Source organism: Shimia sediminis (genome assembly GCF_003990645.1).
GTDB lineage: Bacteria > Pseudomonadota > Alphaproteobacteria > Rhodobacterales > Rhodobacteraceae > Shimia > Shimia sediminis.
The window spans coordinates 184,646-201,060 of record NZ_RYZK01000003.1 but is presented as its reverse complement, the minus strand read 5'-3'; the positions used below and the strand labels follow the sequence as shown (position 1 = coordinate 201,060).

General features: G+C 60.7%; 16 protein-coding genes. 11 read left to right on the top strand and 5 right to left on the bottom strand.

Annotated elements, in window-relative coordinates:
• Positions 1-145: 145 nt before the first annotated feature.
• Entirely contained in the window at positions 146-415 is a 270-nt protein-coding gene (gene rpsO / locus EK369_RS08945; protein WP_127113664.1) for a 30S ribosomal protein S15, read from the top strand.
• 317 nt (positions 416-732) lie between these two features.
• Entirely contained in the window at positions 733-2,043 is a 1,311-nt protein-coding gene (locus tag EK369_RS08940) for an FAD-dependent oxidoreductase (protein WP_127113662.1), read from the top strand.
• A gap of 249 nt (positions 2,044-2,292) precedes the next feature.
• Here the strand turns inward: EK369_RS08940 and EK369_RS08935 are convergent, their stop codons facing one another.
• Positions 2,293-2,973, bottom strand: coding sequence for an SGNH/GDSL hydrolase family protein (locus EK369_RS08935; protein WP_164726946.1), 681 nt, complete (start codon positions 2,971-2,973; stop codon positions 2,293-2,295).
• 298 nt (positions 2,974-3,271) lie between these two features.
• Between EK369_RS08935 and pnp the strand changes: the two genes are divergently transcribed.
• The 5 genes from pnp (at position 3,272) to EK369_RS08910 (ending at position 8,938) form a co-directional block, all read left to right on the top strand.
• Positions 3,272-5,422, top strand: coding sequence for a polyribonucleotide nucleotidyltransferase (gene pnp / locus EK369_RS08930; protein ID WP_127113660.1), 2,151 nt, complete (start codon positions 3,272-3,274; stop codon positions 5,420-5,422).
• A gap of 23 nt (positions 5,423-5,445) precedes the next feature.
• A complete protein-coding gene (locus EK369_RS08925) occupies positions 5,446-6,189 on the top strand; it encodes a hypothetical protein (RefSeq protein ID WP_127113658.1) in 744 nt (247 codons plus the stop codon).
• A gap of 291 nt (positions 6,190-6,480) precedes the next feature.
• On the top strand, positions 6,481-7,137 hold the full coding sequence (locus EK369_RS08920; RefSeq protein ID WP_164726945.1) for an FkbM family methyltransferase: 657 nt from the start codon (positions 6,481-6,483) through the stop codon (positions 7,135-7,137).
• Positions 7,138-7,142: 5 nt separating this feature from the next.
• Complete coding sequence (locus EK369_RS08915) at positions 7,143-8,192, top strand: glycosyltransferase (protein ID WP_127113654.1); 1,050 nt, start codon at positions 7,143-7,145, stop codon at positions 8,190-8,192.
• Positions 8,189-8,938 (top strand): glycosyltransferase family 25 protein, encoded by a 750-nt coding sequence (locus EK369_RS08910; protein ID WP_127113652.1) that lies wholly within the window; start codon positions 8,189-8,191, stop codon positions 8,936-8,938. The genes EK369_RS08915 and EK369_RS08910 overlap by 4 nt, the downstream gene beginning before the upstream one ends.
• On the opposite strand, the gene EK369_RS08905 is transcribed toward EK369_RS08910, so the two are convergent.
• Positions 8,935-9,588 carry a peroxiredoxin gene (locus tag EK369_RS08905; protein ID WP_127113650.1) on the bottom strand — a complete coding sequence of 218 codons (654 nt, stop codon included), beginning with the start codon at positions 9,586-9,588 and terminating at the stop codon, positions 8,935-8,937. The two genes, EK369_RS08910 and EK369_RS08905, sit on opposite strands and share 4 nt — an antisense overlap.
• Positions 9,589-9,813: 225 nt before the next feature.
• Here EK369_RS08905 and EK369_RS08900 point away from each other — a divergent pair, with 225 nt between their 5' ends.
• Positions 9,814-11,244: an aldehyde dehydrogenase family protein gene (locus EK369_RS08900; protein WP_127113648.1), complete on the top strand. Its 1,431-nt coding sequence runs from the start codon at positions 9,814-9,816 to the stop codon at positions 11,242-11,244.
• 131 nt (positions 11,245-11,375) lie between these two features.
• On the opposite strand, the gene EK369_RS08895 is transcribed toward EK369_RS08900, so the two are convergent.
• Positions 11,376-12,032, bottom strand: a complete 657-nt coding sequence (locus tag EK369_RS08895; RefSeq protein ID WP_127113646.1) for an RluA family pseudouridine synthase — start codon at positions 12,030-12,032, stop codon at positions 11,376-11,378.
• Positions 12,033-12,148: 116 nt separating this feature from the next.
• Between EK369_RS08895 and EK369_RS08890 the strand changes: the two genes are divergently transcribed.
• From EK369_RS08890 to EK369_RS08880, 3 genes are all read left to right on the top strand, one after another.
• Positions 12,149-12,559, top strand: coding sequence for a nuclear transport factor 2 family protein (locus tag EK369_RS08890; protein WP_127113644.1), 411 nt, complete (start codon positions 12,149-12,151; stop codon positions 12,557-12,559).
• A 79-nt stretch (positions 12,560-12,638) separates the two neighbouring features.
• Complete coding sequence (locus EK369_RS08885) at positions 12,639-14,165, top strand: DUF2125 domain-containing protein (protein WP_127113642.1); 1,527 nt, start codon at positions 12,639-12,641, stop codon at positions 14,163-14,165.
• A gap of 1 nt (position 14,166) precedes the next feature.
• The gene (locus EK369_RS08880; protein WP_127113640.1) at positions 14,167-14,871 is read left to right on the top strand and encodes an SGNH/GDSL hydrolase family protein; all 705 of its coding nucleotides are present in this window, start codon (positions 14,167-14,169) and stop codon (positions 14,869-14,871) included.
• Here EK369_RS08880 and rarD read toward each other — a convergent pair.
• Together rarD and EK369_RS08870 are read right to left on the bottom strand one after the other, a co-directional pair.
• Positions 14,853-15,755, bottom strand: coding sequence for an EamA family transporter RarD (gene rarD, locus EK369_RS08875; RefSeq protein ID WP_127113638.1), 903 nt, complete (start codon positions 15,753-15,755; stop codon positions 14,853-14,855). The genes EK369_RS08880 and rarD overlap by 19 nt on opposite strands.
• Before the next feature lie 81 nt (positions 15,756-15,836).
• Positions 15,837-16,394: an REP-associated tyrosine transposase gene (locus tag EK369_RS08870; protein ID WP_127113636.1), complete on the bottom strand. Its 558-nt coding sequence runs from the start codon at positions 16,392-16,394 to the stop codon at positions 15,837-15,839.
• Positions 16,395-16,415: the final 21 nt, after the last annotated feature.

Below are 16,415 nucleotides of genomic sequence, written 5' to 3'. Positions count from 1 at the left end.
AGGGCAATTCGCACCACCCCCTTTTCATTCCCAGAAATATACCCTATACGCGCGCATCCCCTGTGTTTGCAGGGGATTCTCTCCATGGACCCTGCTGGACGACATCCCGGCTTGTGCCCTCAACCCTCAATCATAGGAGACCCCGATGTCGATCACTGTTGAAGAAAAAGCCCGCGTCATGGCGGAATACGCAACCAAAGAAGGCGACACCGGTTCGCCCGAAGTTCAGGTTGCTATCCTGTCGTCGCGCATCGCTACCCTGACCGAGCACTTCAAGACCCATAAAAAAGACAACCACGGCCGCCGTGGTCTGCTGAAAATGGTCGCCCAGCGCCGTAAATTGCTGGACTATCTGAAGAGCAACGACGAGGCACGCTATGCGGACCTCATCAAGCGTCTCGGCCTGCGTCGCTAAGAATTCGATCCCCTCGGATCACGAAAACGCCTGCTCTTTGGAGCGGGCGTTTTTTTGTGAAGTAACCATTTTGTACAGCTTTTTTCGGGGCGACTCTCTAATTTGTACAACATGGAGAGGTCCGGTTTTTCGTGAATTGCACGTTGATTTTCACCGGACCTTAACCTCTGCTCCGACCCATTTCCCCAGAATCACCCCCCTGTATCGCCCCCGGTATCGCCCCTGTTCAGTAACGCGCCGTTAAGGAAGTCGTTAACAGAGTTGCGCCGTCGCAAAGCGCGCCCTCTTAATGGTCGGACAACAGGATGAGGCGCGATATGGGTGATCTGACGACGGATGTGCTGGTGATCGGCGGCGGCACGGCGGGCTTTGGTGCCGCAGTGGCGGCGGCGCGGCAGGGGCTGGCGGTCACGCTGTTGGAGGCGGGCAACAAGGTCGGGGGCGTCATGGCCTTTTGCCCCGGCATGCCCTGGGGGGCGGCCTATCCCTGCGACACCAGCATCGGCGGACTGATGGAGGAACTGGCCGGACGGCTTTTCGCGATGACGCCCGCACGGGCGGAAAAGCGGGCCTGCACGCTGGAAAATTTTGGCGCCGAGATTGTCTATGACCACGACACGGCAATCACCACCATGTTCGACATGCTGGAAGAGGCCGGCGTGCGGGTGTTTCTGAATGCCGTCGCCCACGACCCGGTGATGGCGGACAACGCCATCGCTCAAGTCACCTTTCACGACCGCCACGGCCTGCACCGGATCTCCCCGAAAATGGTCATAGACTGTTCCGGCGATGGCGATCTGTCGGCGCGGGCGGGCGTGCCGTATACGCTGGGCGACGACACCGGCAACATGATGGGCGTGACCCTGTCCTTTATGATGGAGAACGCCGACTGGGGCCGGGTGTTTGCAGCCAACGATCCCTATTTCAGTGACTATGCCGCGCGCGGCATTGCCGAGGGGCGGCTGCATGAGGACCTGGGGCAACTGTACCTGATGAAGGGGTTTCACGAGAATACCGTGTTCTGCAACTCGGTGGTGATCCGCGGTGTTGACGGCACGGACGCCAGCGCCGTCAGCCGCGCCACGCAGGAGGGGCGGCGGCGGGCGTTGCAGATGGCGGCGTTCCTGCGCGACGACATTCCGGGGTTCGAAGCGGCGCATATGACCATGCTGGGGCCAACCGTGGGGGTGCGCGAGACGCGGCGGTTGCAGGCGATGTATCGCGTGACCGGGGCGGATCTGGCGGCGGGGAGACGGTTTGCCGATGGCATCGTCTGTTGCGACAACCCGATCGACGACGTCATGCGGGACAGCGATGCCATGACCCATGACGCCATTGTCGGCGCGGGCAGCTATTACACAATTCCGTTCCGGTCACTGGTGCCGGAAGAGATCGAGAACCTGATGTTCGCGGGGCGGATCATCTGTGCGGATGCCACGGCCTTTGCCTCGGTCCGGGGCATGCCGCAATGCATGGCCATGGGGCAGGCCACGGGCACAGCCGCAGCCATGGCGATCCGGGCGGGGGTCACAGTGCAAGAAGTGGACCACGCGGCGCTGGTGGCGGAATTGCAGGCGCAGGGCGTGCGGGGGTTGGGGGTAGAAAATCTGTGGGGGCAGGAAGCCTAAGTATAAAATGGACTGCTTAAATTAGATTTCTCATTTATTCCTCGATGTACCCGAACACGACCGGTACACCGTGAAGGCAAAAACTAATGCCAGAGTCATACCAGCCACTCTTAGCGGTCCTGCATCCAGCTTAAAACCCATCAAGAATGCTGCAACTGCGCAAAAGCCGATCCAGACGTTTTCTTTTATCGCGCTAGTCAGCCGCATGACGTTTTAAACACTCTCCGTGCACACCTGGCGATAGGCGCCCTACTCGTTCGCCTTGATCACCTCGGCCAGACGTTTGCCAATCGCTGCACTCCCCTTCACCGAGGGGTGGATCATGTCGACACCGTGAAAGCTGCGGTCGCCGTGGGGGACGAGATCGGCGATGGAGACAAAGTAGAGGCCCTTGTCGAGTTTTGACATGGCCTCGATCCGGGCTTCGAATTCATCCCCGGCGGGGCGGCAGCTGTCGATGACCGAGCCAACGCCGGGGCTGCGCAGGTAGCCGACATAGATCACCCGCGCGCCGGATTGCCGGAGATTGCTGACCATGCCCGGCACAACGCCCTTTTTGCCATCGTCCGAGATCATGCGGTTGAGGCGTTTGTCACAGGCGGTGCAACCACAGCCCAGCCACAGGTCATTGCCGCCGCCATTGACCACGATCCAGTCCCAGTCGCCCTTGCGGTACTGGTTGGTGATCTTCATCCCCATCGCGCCGCTGATCGGCAGGTTGTAGATGATGCGGGCGCCGCCAATGGCCTGACTGACCACCGGTTCGCCCAGTTCGTTTGAAATAACCTGCGGGATCGAGCGGCCTGACACGTTGTGCCAGGCCATCATGCTGTCGCCCATGGCGAGGATGCGGGGCCTGGGGTCTTCTGCCACCAGGACGGACGCCACCAGCGAGACCATGGCGACCAGGATCAGAATTCGTTTTTTCATGCCTACACTTTGACGTAACGGGCGTATGGGGGCGCACCCAGAATATAGTGTGACCCTTGCTCTCTCAAAGAGCAACAATCCGCGAAAACTGTGGAATTTTCATGGCCGAGGGGAAAAAAGTCGGCTGCACTTTCCAGTTTCCAAAGCACTTGTTTTCCTATATGGCCGCTCCATCTGAGACGTGGTGCCCTGATCCCGGCACCCGAAACCAGGATGAATAGGGATCGGCGGCATGGGGCCGCCATTGAAACGGAGGACCCGGGAGCGCCTGGGAGTGCCTCCAACTAGGATACGATATATGTTTGACGTAACGACGAAATCTATGCAGTGGGGCGAAGAAACCCTCACGCTGGAAACGGGCAAGGTTGCCCGTCAGGCCGACGGCTGTGTGATCGCCACTCTGGGCGAAACCTCGGTCATGGCCGCAGTGACGTTTGCGAAAGCGCCGAAACCCGGTTTCGACTTTTTCCCGCTGACCGTTCACTACCAAGAGAAATACTATGCCGCCGGTAAAGTGCCCGGTGGCTTCTTCAAGCGTGAGGCCCGCCCCACCGAGAAGGAAACGCTGACCGCGCGTCTGATCGACCGTCCGATCCGCCCGCTGTTTGTCCCCGGCTTCAAAAACGAAGTTCTGGTGATGTGCACCGTGCTGAGCCACGATCTGGTCAATGACCCCGACATGGTTGCGATGATCGCAGCCTCGGCCGCGCTGACCATTTCCGGCGCACCCTTCATGGGCCCGATTGCCGGCGCCCGCGTTGGTTTCGAGGACGGCGAATACGTTCTGAACCCGACTGTCGACGACATGCAGGACCTGCGCAACAACCCCGACCAACGTCTGGACCTTGTTGTGGCTGGTACCAAAGACGCCGTCATGATGGTGGAGTCGGAAGCCTACGAACTGGACGAAGCAGAGATGCTGGGTGCGGTGAAATTTGCCCATGACGCCATTCAGCCGGTAATCGACCTGATCATCGAACTGGCAGAAGACGCTGCGAAAGAGCCTTTCGACTTCCAGGCGCCGGATTACTCGGAGCTCTACGAAGCCGTGAAAGCCGCTGGTGAAGAGCAGATGCGCGCCGCATTCGCCATCAGCGACAAGCAAGAGCGCACCAGCGCTGTTTCGGCAGCCCGTGACGCGATCAAAGCCGCCCTGACCGAGGAACAGCTGGACGACAGCAACCTCAGCTCGGCGATGAAGAAGCTCGAAGCAGGCATCCTGCGCGGTGACGTCGTGAAAACCGGCACCCGTATCGACGGTCGCAAGACCGACGAAGTGCGTGACATCGTGTGTCAGACCGGCCTGTTGCCGCGGACCCACGGGTCGGCCCTGTTCACCCGTGGTGAAACTCAAGGCCTCGTCGTGACCACTCTGGGCACCGGCGACGATGAGCAGATCATCGACGCGCTGCACGGCAACTTCCGTTCGAACTTCCTGTTGCACTACAACTTCCCGCCCTATTCGGTTGGTGAAGCTGGCCGCGTGGGCCCTCCCGGTCGTCGCGAAGTGGGTCACGGTAAGCTGGCATGGCGCGCGCTTCAGGCGGTTCTGCCTGCGGCAACCGACTTCCCCTATACCGTGCGCGTTGTTTCGGAAATCACCGAATCCAACGGCTCGTCGTCGATGGCCTCGGTCTGTGGTGGTTCGCTGTCCATGATGGACGCAGGTGTTCCGCTGAAGAACGCTGTTGCCGGTGTGGCCATGGGCCTGATCCTGGAAGACGACGGTTCTTATGCGATCCTGACCGACATTCTGGGTGACGAAGACCACCTGGGCGACATGGATTTCAAAGTGGCCGGGACCGAAAACGGCATCACAAGCTTGCAGATGGACATCAAGGTTGCAGGCATCACGCCTGAGATCATGGAAAAAGCCCTGGCCCAGGCCAAGGACGGCCGGATGCACATCCTGGGCGAGATGAACAAGGCACTGGACGGTGCTGCGGACTTCTCGATCCACGCACCGCGCATCGAGACCATGCAGGTTCCGACCGACAAGATCCGTGAAGTGATCGGCTCGGGCGGTAAAGTGATCCGCGAGATCGTCGAAGTGTCGGGCGCCAAGGTCGACATCAACGACGATGGCATCATCAAGATTGCGTCGCCGAACGGTGACTCGATCCAGAAAGCCTATGACATGATCCACGCGATCGTGGCTGAGCCGGAAGTCGGCGAAGTCTACAACGGTAAGGTCGTGAAGATCGTCGATTTCGGCGCCTTCGTGAACTTCTTTGGCAAGCGCGACGGCCTGGTGCACGTCAGCCAGATCGAAAACCGTCGCCTGAACCACCCGTCGGACGTTCTGAAAGAAGGTCAGGACGTGAAGGTCAAGCTTTTGGGCTTTGATGACCGTGGCAAGGTGCGCCTGTCGATGAAGATCGTCGATCAGGAAACCGGCGAGGAAATCCCTCAGCAGCCGCGTGAGAAGAAAGAAAAGTCTGACGACTGATCTGACAGGCTCCCATGCTAACAATGAGACAAGCTAAAGCAATTGCCCGGTTCAAACTGGGCATTGCAAAATTTCATTTCATTCATATTCCCAAGAACGCTGGTATGACCTACCGCAACAGTAGGGAAATGCGTCGGAGAGTGCTTTTTTCTGATCCGTTTTTTCATGTCAGCAAAAAGTACACCCAAGAGCTTTTTCGGGTCATGGCGGAAAACGGTCACCACCATGGGTCGCAACATGCGCGACTGCGTGACATCAATCCCAAGGTCAGAAACTCACTCACCTCAGTTTCAATAGTACGTAACCCTTGGTCACGGGCCTATTCCCGCTTCACTTTTAGATACAAATATCTGGAACGCGAGGGGCACGATGTGGACTATTCCAGGGAGGCTTTTGAGGCCTTTCTTGAAGAAAGGCATGAATTTGCTAACCGACCGTTTTATTGGCACCGAGCCATACATGGTTGGTACCCACAGCTGGATTACATCGTAGATGATACAGGAAATCTTGCCTGCGATGTCTTGCGTCAGGAACACCTGAGAGACGAAACCTTGGCATACTTTGGGGACATTGAAATACGTGACCGCAACCGGAGCGGGTTGAAAGCTCCCCCATATCACGAGATTTACACCCAGGAAACCATTCAGATCGTTGCCGATTGGTACAAGGCCGATGTGGACGCATTTGGGTTCGATTTTGATACGCCCGCGCAGAAGAACTGCGTCTATACGCCGGATTCGGCGCGCCACGGTGCACCAGAACGTTGAAACACAGGAAGCCGCCTTGCCTTGGCGGGGCAGTTGATTATATCGGGCTGAACGCTGTTTTGACGAAGCAGTCAGTGAGGTCTGCCGTGGTGTTCAGAGTCACAGTCTGCTAAGAAACTCGAAAATCAACAGAGAGCATTCAAACCAGCCTTGTTGACCGAGGCAGAGAAAAGCGGCCTAACAAATTTGATGGACTCGAAGCCCGGGTTTACCAAAAGTCGGAGAAGATCAGCATTGGTTACGTTAAAAAAGTCGCCGTTCCGGGGTATTAGACGCCTTTGGCATCGCCTGTTGGACACCAAGAAGCTTCCACAGAACGGCATCCTGCTAAACACTGACGCTTCTGTCGTACCCAAAACCGTGCGTTACGGCGTGTTTGGCGGGGTTTATGAACTGGCCGAGGCCCTTCTGGTTCAGGCCTGTATCAAACCCGAGGATCGCGTGCTTGAGATAGGTGCGGGAACAGGGTTTATCGGTTTGCTGTCGGCGCGGATTTGCGGGGCAGAGAACGTGTTCTCGTTTGAAGCCAATCCGGCCATGGAACGCATTATCCGGGGCAACTATGACCTGAACAGTGTGCATCCCAAACTGCACATGATGGCGGTGACGCCGGACGGCAACCCGATCACCTTTCATTCGGCAGACAATCTGGTGTCGTCTTCGATCTTTGACCGCAACCTCGCAGGGGCCGAGGTCACCGTGCAAAGTGCGGCTTTGAATGATCTGCTGCGTGATCTTGAACCCACGGTCATCGTCATCGATGTCGAAGGCGCCGAGATCGGGCTGATGGCGAGCGCCGAGTTTGGAACCGTGGATCGGATCATCATGGAATTGCACCCGCATATCGTCGGGCAGGACGCCGTTGATACGATGCTGAGGGATCTGGAAACAAAGGGGTTCAGGGTCGCCGAGACCGTAGACAAGAACGTCTTGTTGGTGCGAGACTGATCGAGATGAAGCCTTTGAAGCTCCTCCATGTGCATTTCGGCAAAGAAGGCGGTGCCGAGCGGTTCTTTGTGGCGCTGGCGCAGGCGTTTGACCGGCACGGGCTGGAGCAGCAGTTCATCGTGCGACCCGACCGCACCTGGAGCGATGATATCAAGGCGCTTGGCAAGGTGACCGAGGGCAATTTCTCGCATTTCATTGCGGCGACTGGCGTCATGCAGTGGAAGATGCGGCGCATCTGCAAGACATGGCAGCCGGATGCGATCCTGGCGTGGATGCCGAGGGCCAGCCGGCTGTTGCCCAAGGCCAGCACCACCCCGGCGGTGCGCGTGACACGGCTGGGGGATTTCCCGCTAAGCCTGCGGTACTTCAACAATACTGACGTGGTGGTGGGCAACCTGCCGGATATCGTCACCCATGTGCATGGCTTGGGATGGACCGGTGCCTCGGAAACGATTTCAAACTTCCCGCGGCCTATAGACGCCAAACCGGTGAACCGCGCCGACTTTGACACGCCCGAGGATGCCTTTCTTGTGGTGGCGGGCGGGCGGTTCGTGAACCGCAAGGGCATGGACGTGGCCCTGCGCGCCGTGGCCAAGACGCCCGGCGCATGGCTGTGGCTGATGGGCGAAGGCCCCGAGGAAGAGATGCTGCGCGGCCTGGCTGCGGAATTGCAGGTCGAGGACCGTGTGCGGTTCCTGGGCTGGGTGCCCGAGGCGATCCATTGCATTGCGGCGGGCGATGCCTTTGTCATGCCGTCACGCCACGAACCGCTGGGCAACATGCTGCTGGAAGCCTGGCGCGCGGGCGTGCCCTCGGTGTCGACCCGCTCGGAAGGTCCGAACTGGTATATGCGCCCGGACGTAGATGGCGCATTGGTCGAGATCGACGATGTGGACGCCGTGGCTGGAGCGTTGGCACATATCCGGGCCAACCCCGAAGACGCCGCAATTTGGGCGCAGAACGCCAGCGACAGATTGGAAGAGATGTTCTCGGAAAAAGCCGTGGTCGAGGCCTATGTCAAAGTGTTTCAACAGGATTCGGCGGCGCTCAGATGACACTCAAAGGCTATGTCATCAACCTGATTTCCTCGCCCGACCGGATGACGCATGCCTCCGCCGAACTGGCCGCCCATGATATCGAGGCGGTGCGGGTGGACGGGTTTGACGGGCGCCAGATCGATCTGGACAGCTTTGCACCCTATGATGACCGCAAGGCGCGCAATTTCATGGGGCGGTCGATGTCCGGCGGCGAGATCGGCTGTTATGTCGGCCACCAGCGCGCGCTGACGGCGTTTCGTGACAGTGGCGACGACATGGCGATTGTCTTTGAAGACGACATCACCTTTGCGCGCGAGGCGGCTGAGGTTCTGGGCCCGTTGCTCGACTGGCTGCGGACCCGCGATGACTGGCACTGCGTCAATATCGGGGCACAACGTCTGAAGATCACCACACCGGTCGAAACTGTGGCCGGAGTCGACGTGGTGCGGGCCCATTATTTCCCCATGCTGGCCCACGCGTTGATCTGGAATCAGGCAGGCGCACAGTCGTTTCTGGACGCCGCTGAGCCGATCTATTGCCCGGCGGACAACATGATGCGGCAGGTGCACACGCGCACCGACATGGGATTGGCGACGCGCACGCCGCTGGTCAATGCGGGCAGTTTTGACAGCGATATCTCGGCGCGTTCAGGCGGCAATCGCGGCATCTATAAGCGGTCGAAATTCTACGGTTTCCGCAAACAACGCCGCCTGCTGCAGGAAAAGGCCATGGCCTTTTCCCACAAGATGCGCGGCAGGTCTTAACCCGGCAGTTTGGTCATGCGCAGGTAGGGGAAGTGGGTGGTGAAATCGCCATACTTCGCCCGCGCGTCCTCGTCGCTGACCGCCACCGGGATCACCACGTCGCCGCCCGGTGTCCAGTTGGCGGGCGTTGCAACGTTTTCCTTGGCCGCCGTCTGCAGGCCGTCCAGCGCGCGCAGCACTTCGGCAAAGTTGCGCCCGACGTTCATCGGATAGGTCATCGACAGTTTCAGCTGCTTGTCCGGCCCGATGATAAAGACCGAGCGCACCGTGGCGCTGTCGGCAGGTGTGCGGCCGTCGGGCATGTAGGCCTCGGCAGGCAGCATGTCAAAGGCCTTGGACACCGCGAGACCTTCGTCGGCGATGATCGGAAAGCCCGCAGAAGTGCCCGCGTAGCTTTCGATGTCGGATTTCCAGCCCTTGTGCTCTTCGACGCCGTCCACGGAGACGCCGATCACCTTGCAGCCGCGCGCGGCCCATTCATCGGCCAGCTGAGCCACGGCCCCGAACTCGGTGGTGCAGACGGGGGTAAAATCCTTGGGGTGCGAGAACAGGATGGCCCAGTTGTCGCCAATCCAGTCGTGAAAGGTGATCGCGCCCTGATCGGTCATGGCGGTGAAATTCGGAACGGTGTCGTTGATGCGCAGGCCCATGGGGTCCTCCTGGAGAATCTGATGAAACGTGATGGGGAAATAGAAGCCGGTTCGACTGGGAATGTATAGGGTGATTGTATCACGAGGGTGTGCGACCCTCCGTTGGATTGACAATTCCAATAATTTGATCAAATTCTCACGACGCTGCGACAGAGGCCCTTGCGGGGGCGCCTGCACACTGACAGAGTGCCCGCAAAATGGCCTAAGATTCCCTGGAGGAAACCCATGATTGAGAAACGCCAATTCTATATTAACGGTGCCTGGGTTGACCCGGCACAGCCCCGCGACATGGATGTGATTGATCCTGCCACCGAAGAGGTCTGCGCGGTAATCTCCATCGGCGATCAGGCCGACACAGACGCCGCCGTCGCTGCCGCCAAGGCCGCGTTCCCCGCCTGGGCCGCGACCCCGCTGGAAGAGCGCATTGCGCTGATCCGCAAGCTGGGCGAAGTCTATACCGCGCGCCGTGACGACATGGCCGAAGCCATGCGTGCCGAAATGGGCGCGCCGATCGATCTGGCCCGCGGTGGCCAGTGGGGCTCGGGCACCTGGCACATCGACGGCTTTCTGGATGCTCTGGAAGGGTTCGAATTTGAAAGACCCTATAAGGACGTGGATCGCATTCGCCTGGAACCCATCGGCGTCTGCGGCATGATCACGCCGTGGAACTGGCCGATGAACCAGGTGTTCCTCAAGGCGATCCCGGCGATGGCCGTGGGCTGCACCATGGTGCTGAAACCTTCGGAAATCGCGCCGCTGTCGTCGGTGCTGTTTGCCGAGATGGTGGACGAGGCCGGGTTCCCCGCGGGCGTGTTCAACATGGTCAACGGCGATGGCGTCGGCGTGGGCTCGCAGCTCTCGGCGCACCCGGATGTCGACATGATCTCCTTCACCGGCTCGACCCGCGCCGGCACCGCGATCTCGAAAGCCGCGGCCGACACGCTGAAACGTGTCAGCCTCGAGCTGGGCGGCAAGGGCGCCAACGTGGTCTTTGCCGATGCGGATGAAAAGGCCGTGAAGCGCGGTGTCATCCACTGCATGAACAACACCGGACAGTCGTGCAACGCACCAACCCGCATGCTGGTCGAGCGGTCGCGCTATGACGAAGCCGTGGAACAGGCCAAGGCGGCGGCAGAAGCCACCCAGGTCGGCCCGACCACGGAAAGCGGCCGCCACATCGGCCCGGTGGTGAGCGAGCTGCAGTACAACAAGATCCAAGGGCTGATCGAGATCGGCATCAAAGAGGGCGCAACCCTTCTGGCTGGTGGTCTGGGCCGTCCTGAAGGGGTCAACAAGGGCTACTATGTACGCCCCACCGTCTTTGCCGACGTGACCCCCGACATGACCATCTATCGCGAAGAGATCTTTGGCCCGGTTCTGGCCATGACCCCCTTTGACACCGAAGACCAGGCCATCGAGATGGCCAATGACACGGTTTACGGCCTGACCAACTACATCCAGACCGAAGATCCGGAAAAACGCCTGCGCATGGCCCGCGCGGTCCGCTCTGGCATGGTCGAGACCAATGGCATCGGCCGCCAGCTTGGCTCGCCCTTTGGCGGCTACGGCCAGTCGGGCAATGGCCGCGAGGGCGGTGTCTGGGGCATCGAAGAGTTCTGCGAGATCAAAGCGATCTCGGGCTGCCCCTGGGAGTAACCCTGCCCATCCCCAAAACCATCAAGGCGCCGGGCATCCCCCGGCGCTTTTCTTTGCCATGCTTCATTTCGCCAAAAATACTCCGGGGTGAATGGGCCGCAGGCCCAGAGGGGCAGCGCCCCTCCCCCCCGTCAGAACGGCGCCTTGGCCCGGAAACTCATGCCGCGTCCCCCATCCGGGTGGCGCAGGCGCAGCTCTTCCGAATGCAGCATGAGGCGGTCAAAATCCTCGCGCGCCGCACCGGTCGCATAGAGCGGGTCGCCCAGAATGGCATGGCCCAGCGCCAGCATATGCACCCGCAGCTGGTGGCTGCGCCCGGTCTTCGGCATCAGCCGCACGCGGGTCTCTGCATCGCTTTGCTTCAGAACCCGCCAATCGGTCTCAGCCGCCTTGCCGTTTTCATGATCCACCATCTGTTTCGGACGGTTCGGCCAATCCACGATCAGCGGCAGGTCGACGGTGCCGGTTTTCGGCTCGAGCCGCCCTTCGATGCGCGCCACATAGGTCTTTTTGGTCTGGCGTTTCTCGAACTGCAGCCCCAGATGTCGTTGCGCATGTGGCGTCAGGCCAAAGACCATCACGCCCGACGTGTCCCGATCCAGACGGTGCACCAAGAGCGCCATGGGAAAGGCCGCCTGCACACGCGCCAGCAGGCAATCGGCGAGATGTGCGCCCTTGCCCGGCACCGACAACAGCCCATGCGGTTTGTTGACCACGACAATCTCGTGATCTTCGTGCAGCACATCCAGCGGATCCTGCGGCGGGGTATAATCAGACGATACGGCCATGCGCCCGCTTTAGAGCCTGCGCCGGGCAGGGGCAACCCGACGTCAGGCTTGCGAGCGCGCGCGATATGGGCAGGCTTGGGCAAAACCCAGACCTGACAAAATTCGGAGGACACCCCATGCACCCGACCATTCAGCGAATGACCGAGATCATCGCCTCGGGGGACGACACCAAGATCATCGAGGTTCTGGCCGAGGACGTGAAGTTCCTGCCGCCGACCTATTGGAAAACCTGGACCGGGCGCGAACCCTGCGCCGCGATCCTGGGCCATGTGGGGCAGATTTTTCAGGACTTTGAATATCGCCGCATCATGGGCGAGGGCAATGACTGGGCGCTGGAGTTTCAGTGCAAGGTCAAAGAGTTCGACGCGGTTGGCGTCGATCTGATCACGCTCAACGATGACGGGTTGATCCAGACATTCGAAGTGGTGATGCGCCCCTATAAAACTGTCGGCGTGTTGCGGGATGAGATCATGGGGCGGGTGACCAAGGACCCGCGGTTCCTCGCGTTCCAGAATGCGCTGAGCTGACCCTGGAATCCGCTTGTGGCCCCCACCCGCCAACCCTAATCTGCGCGCGAAATTGGTTTGTATTCTTGAGGTTCACAGGATGACGTTTCCCCTGCTTTCCCGCCGCACCGCGCTGCTGTGCGCCACACTGATCCCCGCGCAACTCTGGGCGGATGTCACGCCGGAAGATGTCTGGCAGAACATGCAGGATATGGTGGCGCCGATGGGTGTGACGCTGACGGCCAGGGCCACCCGGTCGGGCAAGGCGCTGATGCTCGAGGATGTGGTCTATGCGCTGGCGCTGCCGTTTGACGCGGGATCAGTGGCACTGTCGGTGGGGTCGCTTGAACTGCAGGCGCGCGGCGATGGGTCGGTCGACATGATCTACCCACCCGCCGCAAGCTACACTCTGACGTTCACCAGCCCCGAAGGTATCAGCCAGTCCGGTGGCATGGGGGTGGTGTATGAGGGGATCGAGGTCATCGCCAGCGGATCGCCCGCCGACGTGACCTATACCTATAACGTCCCCCGCATGGATATGACGCTGGCCGATATCGTGGTGCCGAACCTGATCGACAGATTGTCGGGTCAGGGCTTTGTCGAAGACTACAAGGGCAGCTTCCGCACCACCGTGGGCGAGATGGTCGAGACATCGGGCAGCTATACAAGCGGTGCGCAGGCGTTCACATTTGCCCAAACCGTGACCGAGGACGGGGTGCAGGTCGACACCCAGGGCAAACAGGGCGCAGAGGCAATGCAGGGCGACATGCGGTTCGCGATGCCGCGCGATGGCATGAGCATTCTGGACCTCGCCGCCGCCCTGCGCGCGGGCCTGATGCTCGAGATTGAGGGAGACGCCACGGGCTATTTCTCGGACCAATCGTCAAGTGTCGAGGGTCAGGAGGTCATGGCGCAGTCGGTGGTGACCGAGCATTACGAGGTGCGGATGGTGCTGGATCAGAGCGGTTTCGGCATCTCGGGTCCGATGCGCAATGCACGGATGGACATGCAGTTGTCCCAGCCGGTGCCCTTGATGCTGGGCATGGATATTGCTGCCTTTGACACCGATATGCAGATTCCGCTGCTGAAGGACGACCAGTTTGCGCCCTACCGCATCCATCTGGAGATGACCGGTCTGAGCCTTGACGAGTCGCTCTGGGCCATGTTCGACCCCGGTGCGGTGTTGCCGCGCACGCCTGCAGACCTGGTGATGAAGGCCAGTGGCCATGCCCGGAACATGGTCGAGTGGCTGGACATTCTGAACGTGGAAACCGCCATGGACACCCTGCCCGGACTGGCGGTCGAACCGCAGGATCTGACGCTGGACAGCTTTGTGCTGCGTGCGGCGGGGGCCGAGGTTTCGGGCACAGGGGCGGTGTCCTTTGACAACAGCGCCGCACCACCGTTGCCAATCGGCACCGCGCGCTTTGACATCAAGGGCGCAAACACGCTGATCGACACGCTGGTGTCGATGGGGCTGCTCAGCGACAAGGATGCGAGTGGCGCGCGCATGGGATTGGCGATGATGACCAAACCCGCCGAGGATGGCAGTGCGGATAGGCTGCGTTCAGAGGTTGAGATGACCGCCGAGGGCCATGTCTATGTCAACGGCAACCGCATGAAATAACATGCTGGCACCCGATCAGATTGCCCGACTGCCGCTGGCACCGCTTTTGGCGGCAGAGGGGTTGTGGGTGCGCTGGCGGGCGTTGCAACTGCCCGAACCTCCCGGCCCGAGAGCGGGCGGAGATGGCGCGGGGCTGCGGGTGCTGATCCTGGGCGATTCTTCGGCAGCCGGGGTTGGCGCCGAAACGCAGGCCGCAGCCCTGAGCGGGCAATTGGCGCGGGCCCTGGGCGGGTCGGTGACCTGGCATCTTGAGGCGAAAACCGGGGCGACAACGCGGGAGTCCCTGGCCAAGGTCGACGGGTTGCCCGAGGGGCCGTTTGACCTCGCCCTATTGGTGCATGGGGTGAATGACACCACGCGATTTCGCAGCGCAAGGCGGTTTCATGCGGAGCAATCCCGGTTGATCGCAGAGCTGCGTGCGGCGCGTGGGGTCAGGGCTTTTGTGCTCTCAGGACTGCCGCCGATGCAGCATTTTCCGCTGTTGCCACAGCCGTTACGCTGGGTGCTGGGCTGTCACGCTGCGCGGCTGGATCGGGTGCTGAAGGGGCTGGCTGCGGCGCGCGAGGACTGTGTGCACCTGCCGCTGGACCTGCCGTATGAGCCCAGGTACGTGGCGCGCGATGGCTTTCATCCGTCAGAAGACGCCTATGCGGTGTGGGCTAACATGCTGTCGCAGGTGATCCGCGCTCAGGCGCGGCGCATCTGACGGATCATCGGGATCGAATAGACCACCAGCGCGATCCAGATCAGCGGAAAGGCGATCATGCGCCCACGGTCGATCTCTTCGCCAAACAGGAAGACGGCGATGAGGAAGATCATGGTGGGGGCAATGTATTGCAGGATGCCCATGGTCGAGAGTCGGACCAATTTGGCCCCATTGGCGTAGATCATCAGCGGCACCGCCGTCACCGCCCCGGCAGCCATCAGGAGGGCGGTGTTGGGCAGGGTGGTCAGGAAGTGCCCCTGCCCCGAGGCCTGTATCCACGCAACGTAACCAAGGGCGGGAAGCAGAAGGATCAACACTTCCAACAGGAACCCCTGATTGGGGCCGATGGGCAGCGACCGCTTGAACATCGCGTAAAACCCCCAGGAAAACATCATGCCAAGCGCGGCCAGGGGCAGGCGTCCGGCCTCGAAAATCAAGACGGCGACACCGGCACCGGCCAGCCCGATCGCAACAAACTGTGCCCGTGTCAGGCGTTCCCCAAGGAAGATGGCGCCAAGAGCAATCGAGAACAGCGGGTTCATGTAATAGCCGAGCGCCGCGTCCAGCGCGTTGCCGCTGGTGATGGCCCAGACGTAGATGCCCCAGTTCACCGAGACCAGCGCCGCAGTTAGGCAGGCCATGGCCAGCATGCGGGGATTGCCAAGGGCGGCGCGCAGGTCGCTCGTGCGGCGCAGGGCGATCAGCACCAGACCGGCAAGCGGCACCGACCAGATGACCCGATGCGCAACAATCTCGGCCGGTGGAACATGCGACAGCAGTTTCATGTAGAGCGGCAGAAAGCCCCAGAGCACATAGGCCGACACCGCAAGGGCAAAGCCCTGCGGCGTATCCCGGTTTTCGGGTTGGGTTTGGGGGTTGGCCATCTGCCACTCCTGCCAGAGATCACCGGATGTTTATGGCAGGTTCGGGGGCAGAAGAAACATTGAAAAACGTGAAACGACAGATCAGCGGATGTGATGGACGCCGGGGTAGGTCGGACAGGCTGTCCGACCTACGCGGGGCGGCGGCACCCAGTCCGGGGGCAGGCCGCCTTTCTGTTGCCTGATGCGATGGATCGAGGAATAGGGCCATGCCTCGGGCCGCGCGACGAGGCCCTGATTGACGGGGCTGAGGTGGAGGATGTCCAGATGTTGCCGCAGGTCGTGGGCGTCGCGGATGCGATGTTCCCAAAAGCGGTTCTGCCAGACGCCTTTTTCGCCGGGTCGGCGGGCTGCGGCGCGAAAGCTGGCACAGTCGGGCAAAGCGCGCGAGAACCGCCCCTTGATCGACTTCCACCGGGCGGAAAAATCCGCGTCCCCCGGTGGCAGGGTCCAGATGCAATGCATATGGTCCGGTAGTACGACCCAGGCGTCCGGTCGAAACGGCAGGTTGATGCGCGCGCCCATCACGGCGCGACGCAAGAGCGCGATCTCTCGCACCAGAAGATCGCTGGAGCGATCCCGCAGGCACACGGTAAAAAACCATGTGCCGCCCGGAGTTCTATCTCGGATGTACCTTGGCATGCCTCAGAGTGGGCGCACCAA

Bases quoted from the DNA above. Each gene is read 5' to 3' on its own strand.
- EK369_RS08905 (WP_127113650.1), bottom strand. From the start codon at position 9,588: ATGGGCCTGCGCATCAACGACACCGTTCCGAATTTCACCGCCATGACC.
- pnp (WP_127113660.1), top strand. From the start codon at position 3,272: ATGTTTGACGTAACGACGAAATCTATGCAGTGGGGCGAAGAAACCCTC.
- EK369_RS08885 (WP_127113642.1), top strand. From the start codon at position 12,639: ATGACGTTTCCCCTGCTTTCCCGCCGCACCGCGCTGCTGTGCGCCACA.
- EK369_RS08900 (WP_127113648.1), top strand. From the start codon at position 9,814: ATGATTGAGAAACGCCAATTCTATATTAACGGTGCCTGGGTTGACCCG.
- EK369_RS08940 (WP_127113662.1), top strand. From the start codon at position 733: ATGGGTGATCTGACGACGGATGTGCTGGTGATCGGCGGCGGCACGGCG.
- rpsO (WP_127113664.1), top strand. From the start codon at position 146: ATGTCGATCACTGTTGAAGAAAAAGCCCGCGTCATGGCGGAATACGCA.
- EK369_RS08925 (WP_127113658.1), top strand. From the start codon at position 5,446: ATGAGACAAGCTAAAGCAATTGCCCGGTTCAAACTGGGCATTGCAAAA.
- EK369_RS08880 (WP_127113640.1), top strand. From the start codon at position 14,167: ATGCTGGCACCCGATCAGATTGCCCGACTGCCGCTGGCACCGCTTTTG.
- EK369_RS08870 (WP_127113636.1), bottom strand. From the start codon at position 16,394: ATGCCAAGGTACATCCGAGATAGAACTCCGGGCGGCACATGGTTTTTT.
- rarD (WP_127113638.1), bottom strand. From the start codon at position 15,755: ATGGCCAACCCCCAAACCCAACCCGAAAACCGGGATACGCCGCAGGGC.
- EK369_RS08910 (WP_127113652.1), top strand. From the start codon at position 8,189: ATGACACTCAAAGGCTATGTCATCAACCTGATTTCCTCGCCCGACCGG.
- EK369_RS08935 (WP_164726946.1), bottom strand. From the start codon at position 2,973: ATGAAAAAACGAATTCTGATCCTGGTCGCCATGGTCTCGCTGGTGGCG.
- EK369_RS08895 (WP_127113646.1), bottom strand. From the start codon at position 12,032: ATGGCCGTATCGTCTGATTATACCCCGCCGCAGGATCCGCTGGATGTG.
- EK369_RS08890 (WP_127113644.1), top strand. From the start codon at position 12,149: ATGCACCCGACCATTCAGCGAATGACCGAGATCATCGCCTCGGGGGAC.
- EK369_RS08915 (WP_127113654.1), top strand. From the start codon at position 7,143: ATGAAGCCTTTGAAGCTCCTCCATGTGCATTTCGGCAAAGAAGGCGGT.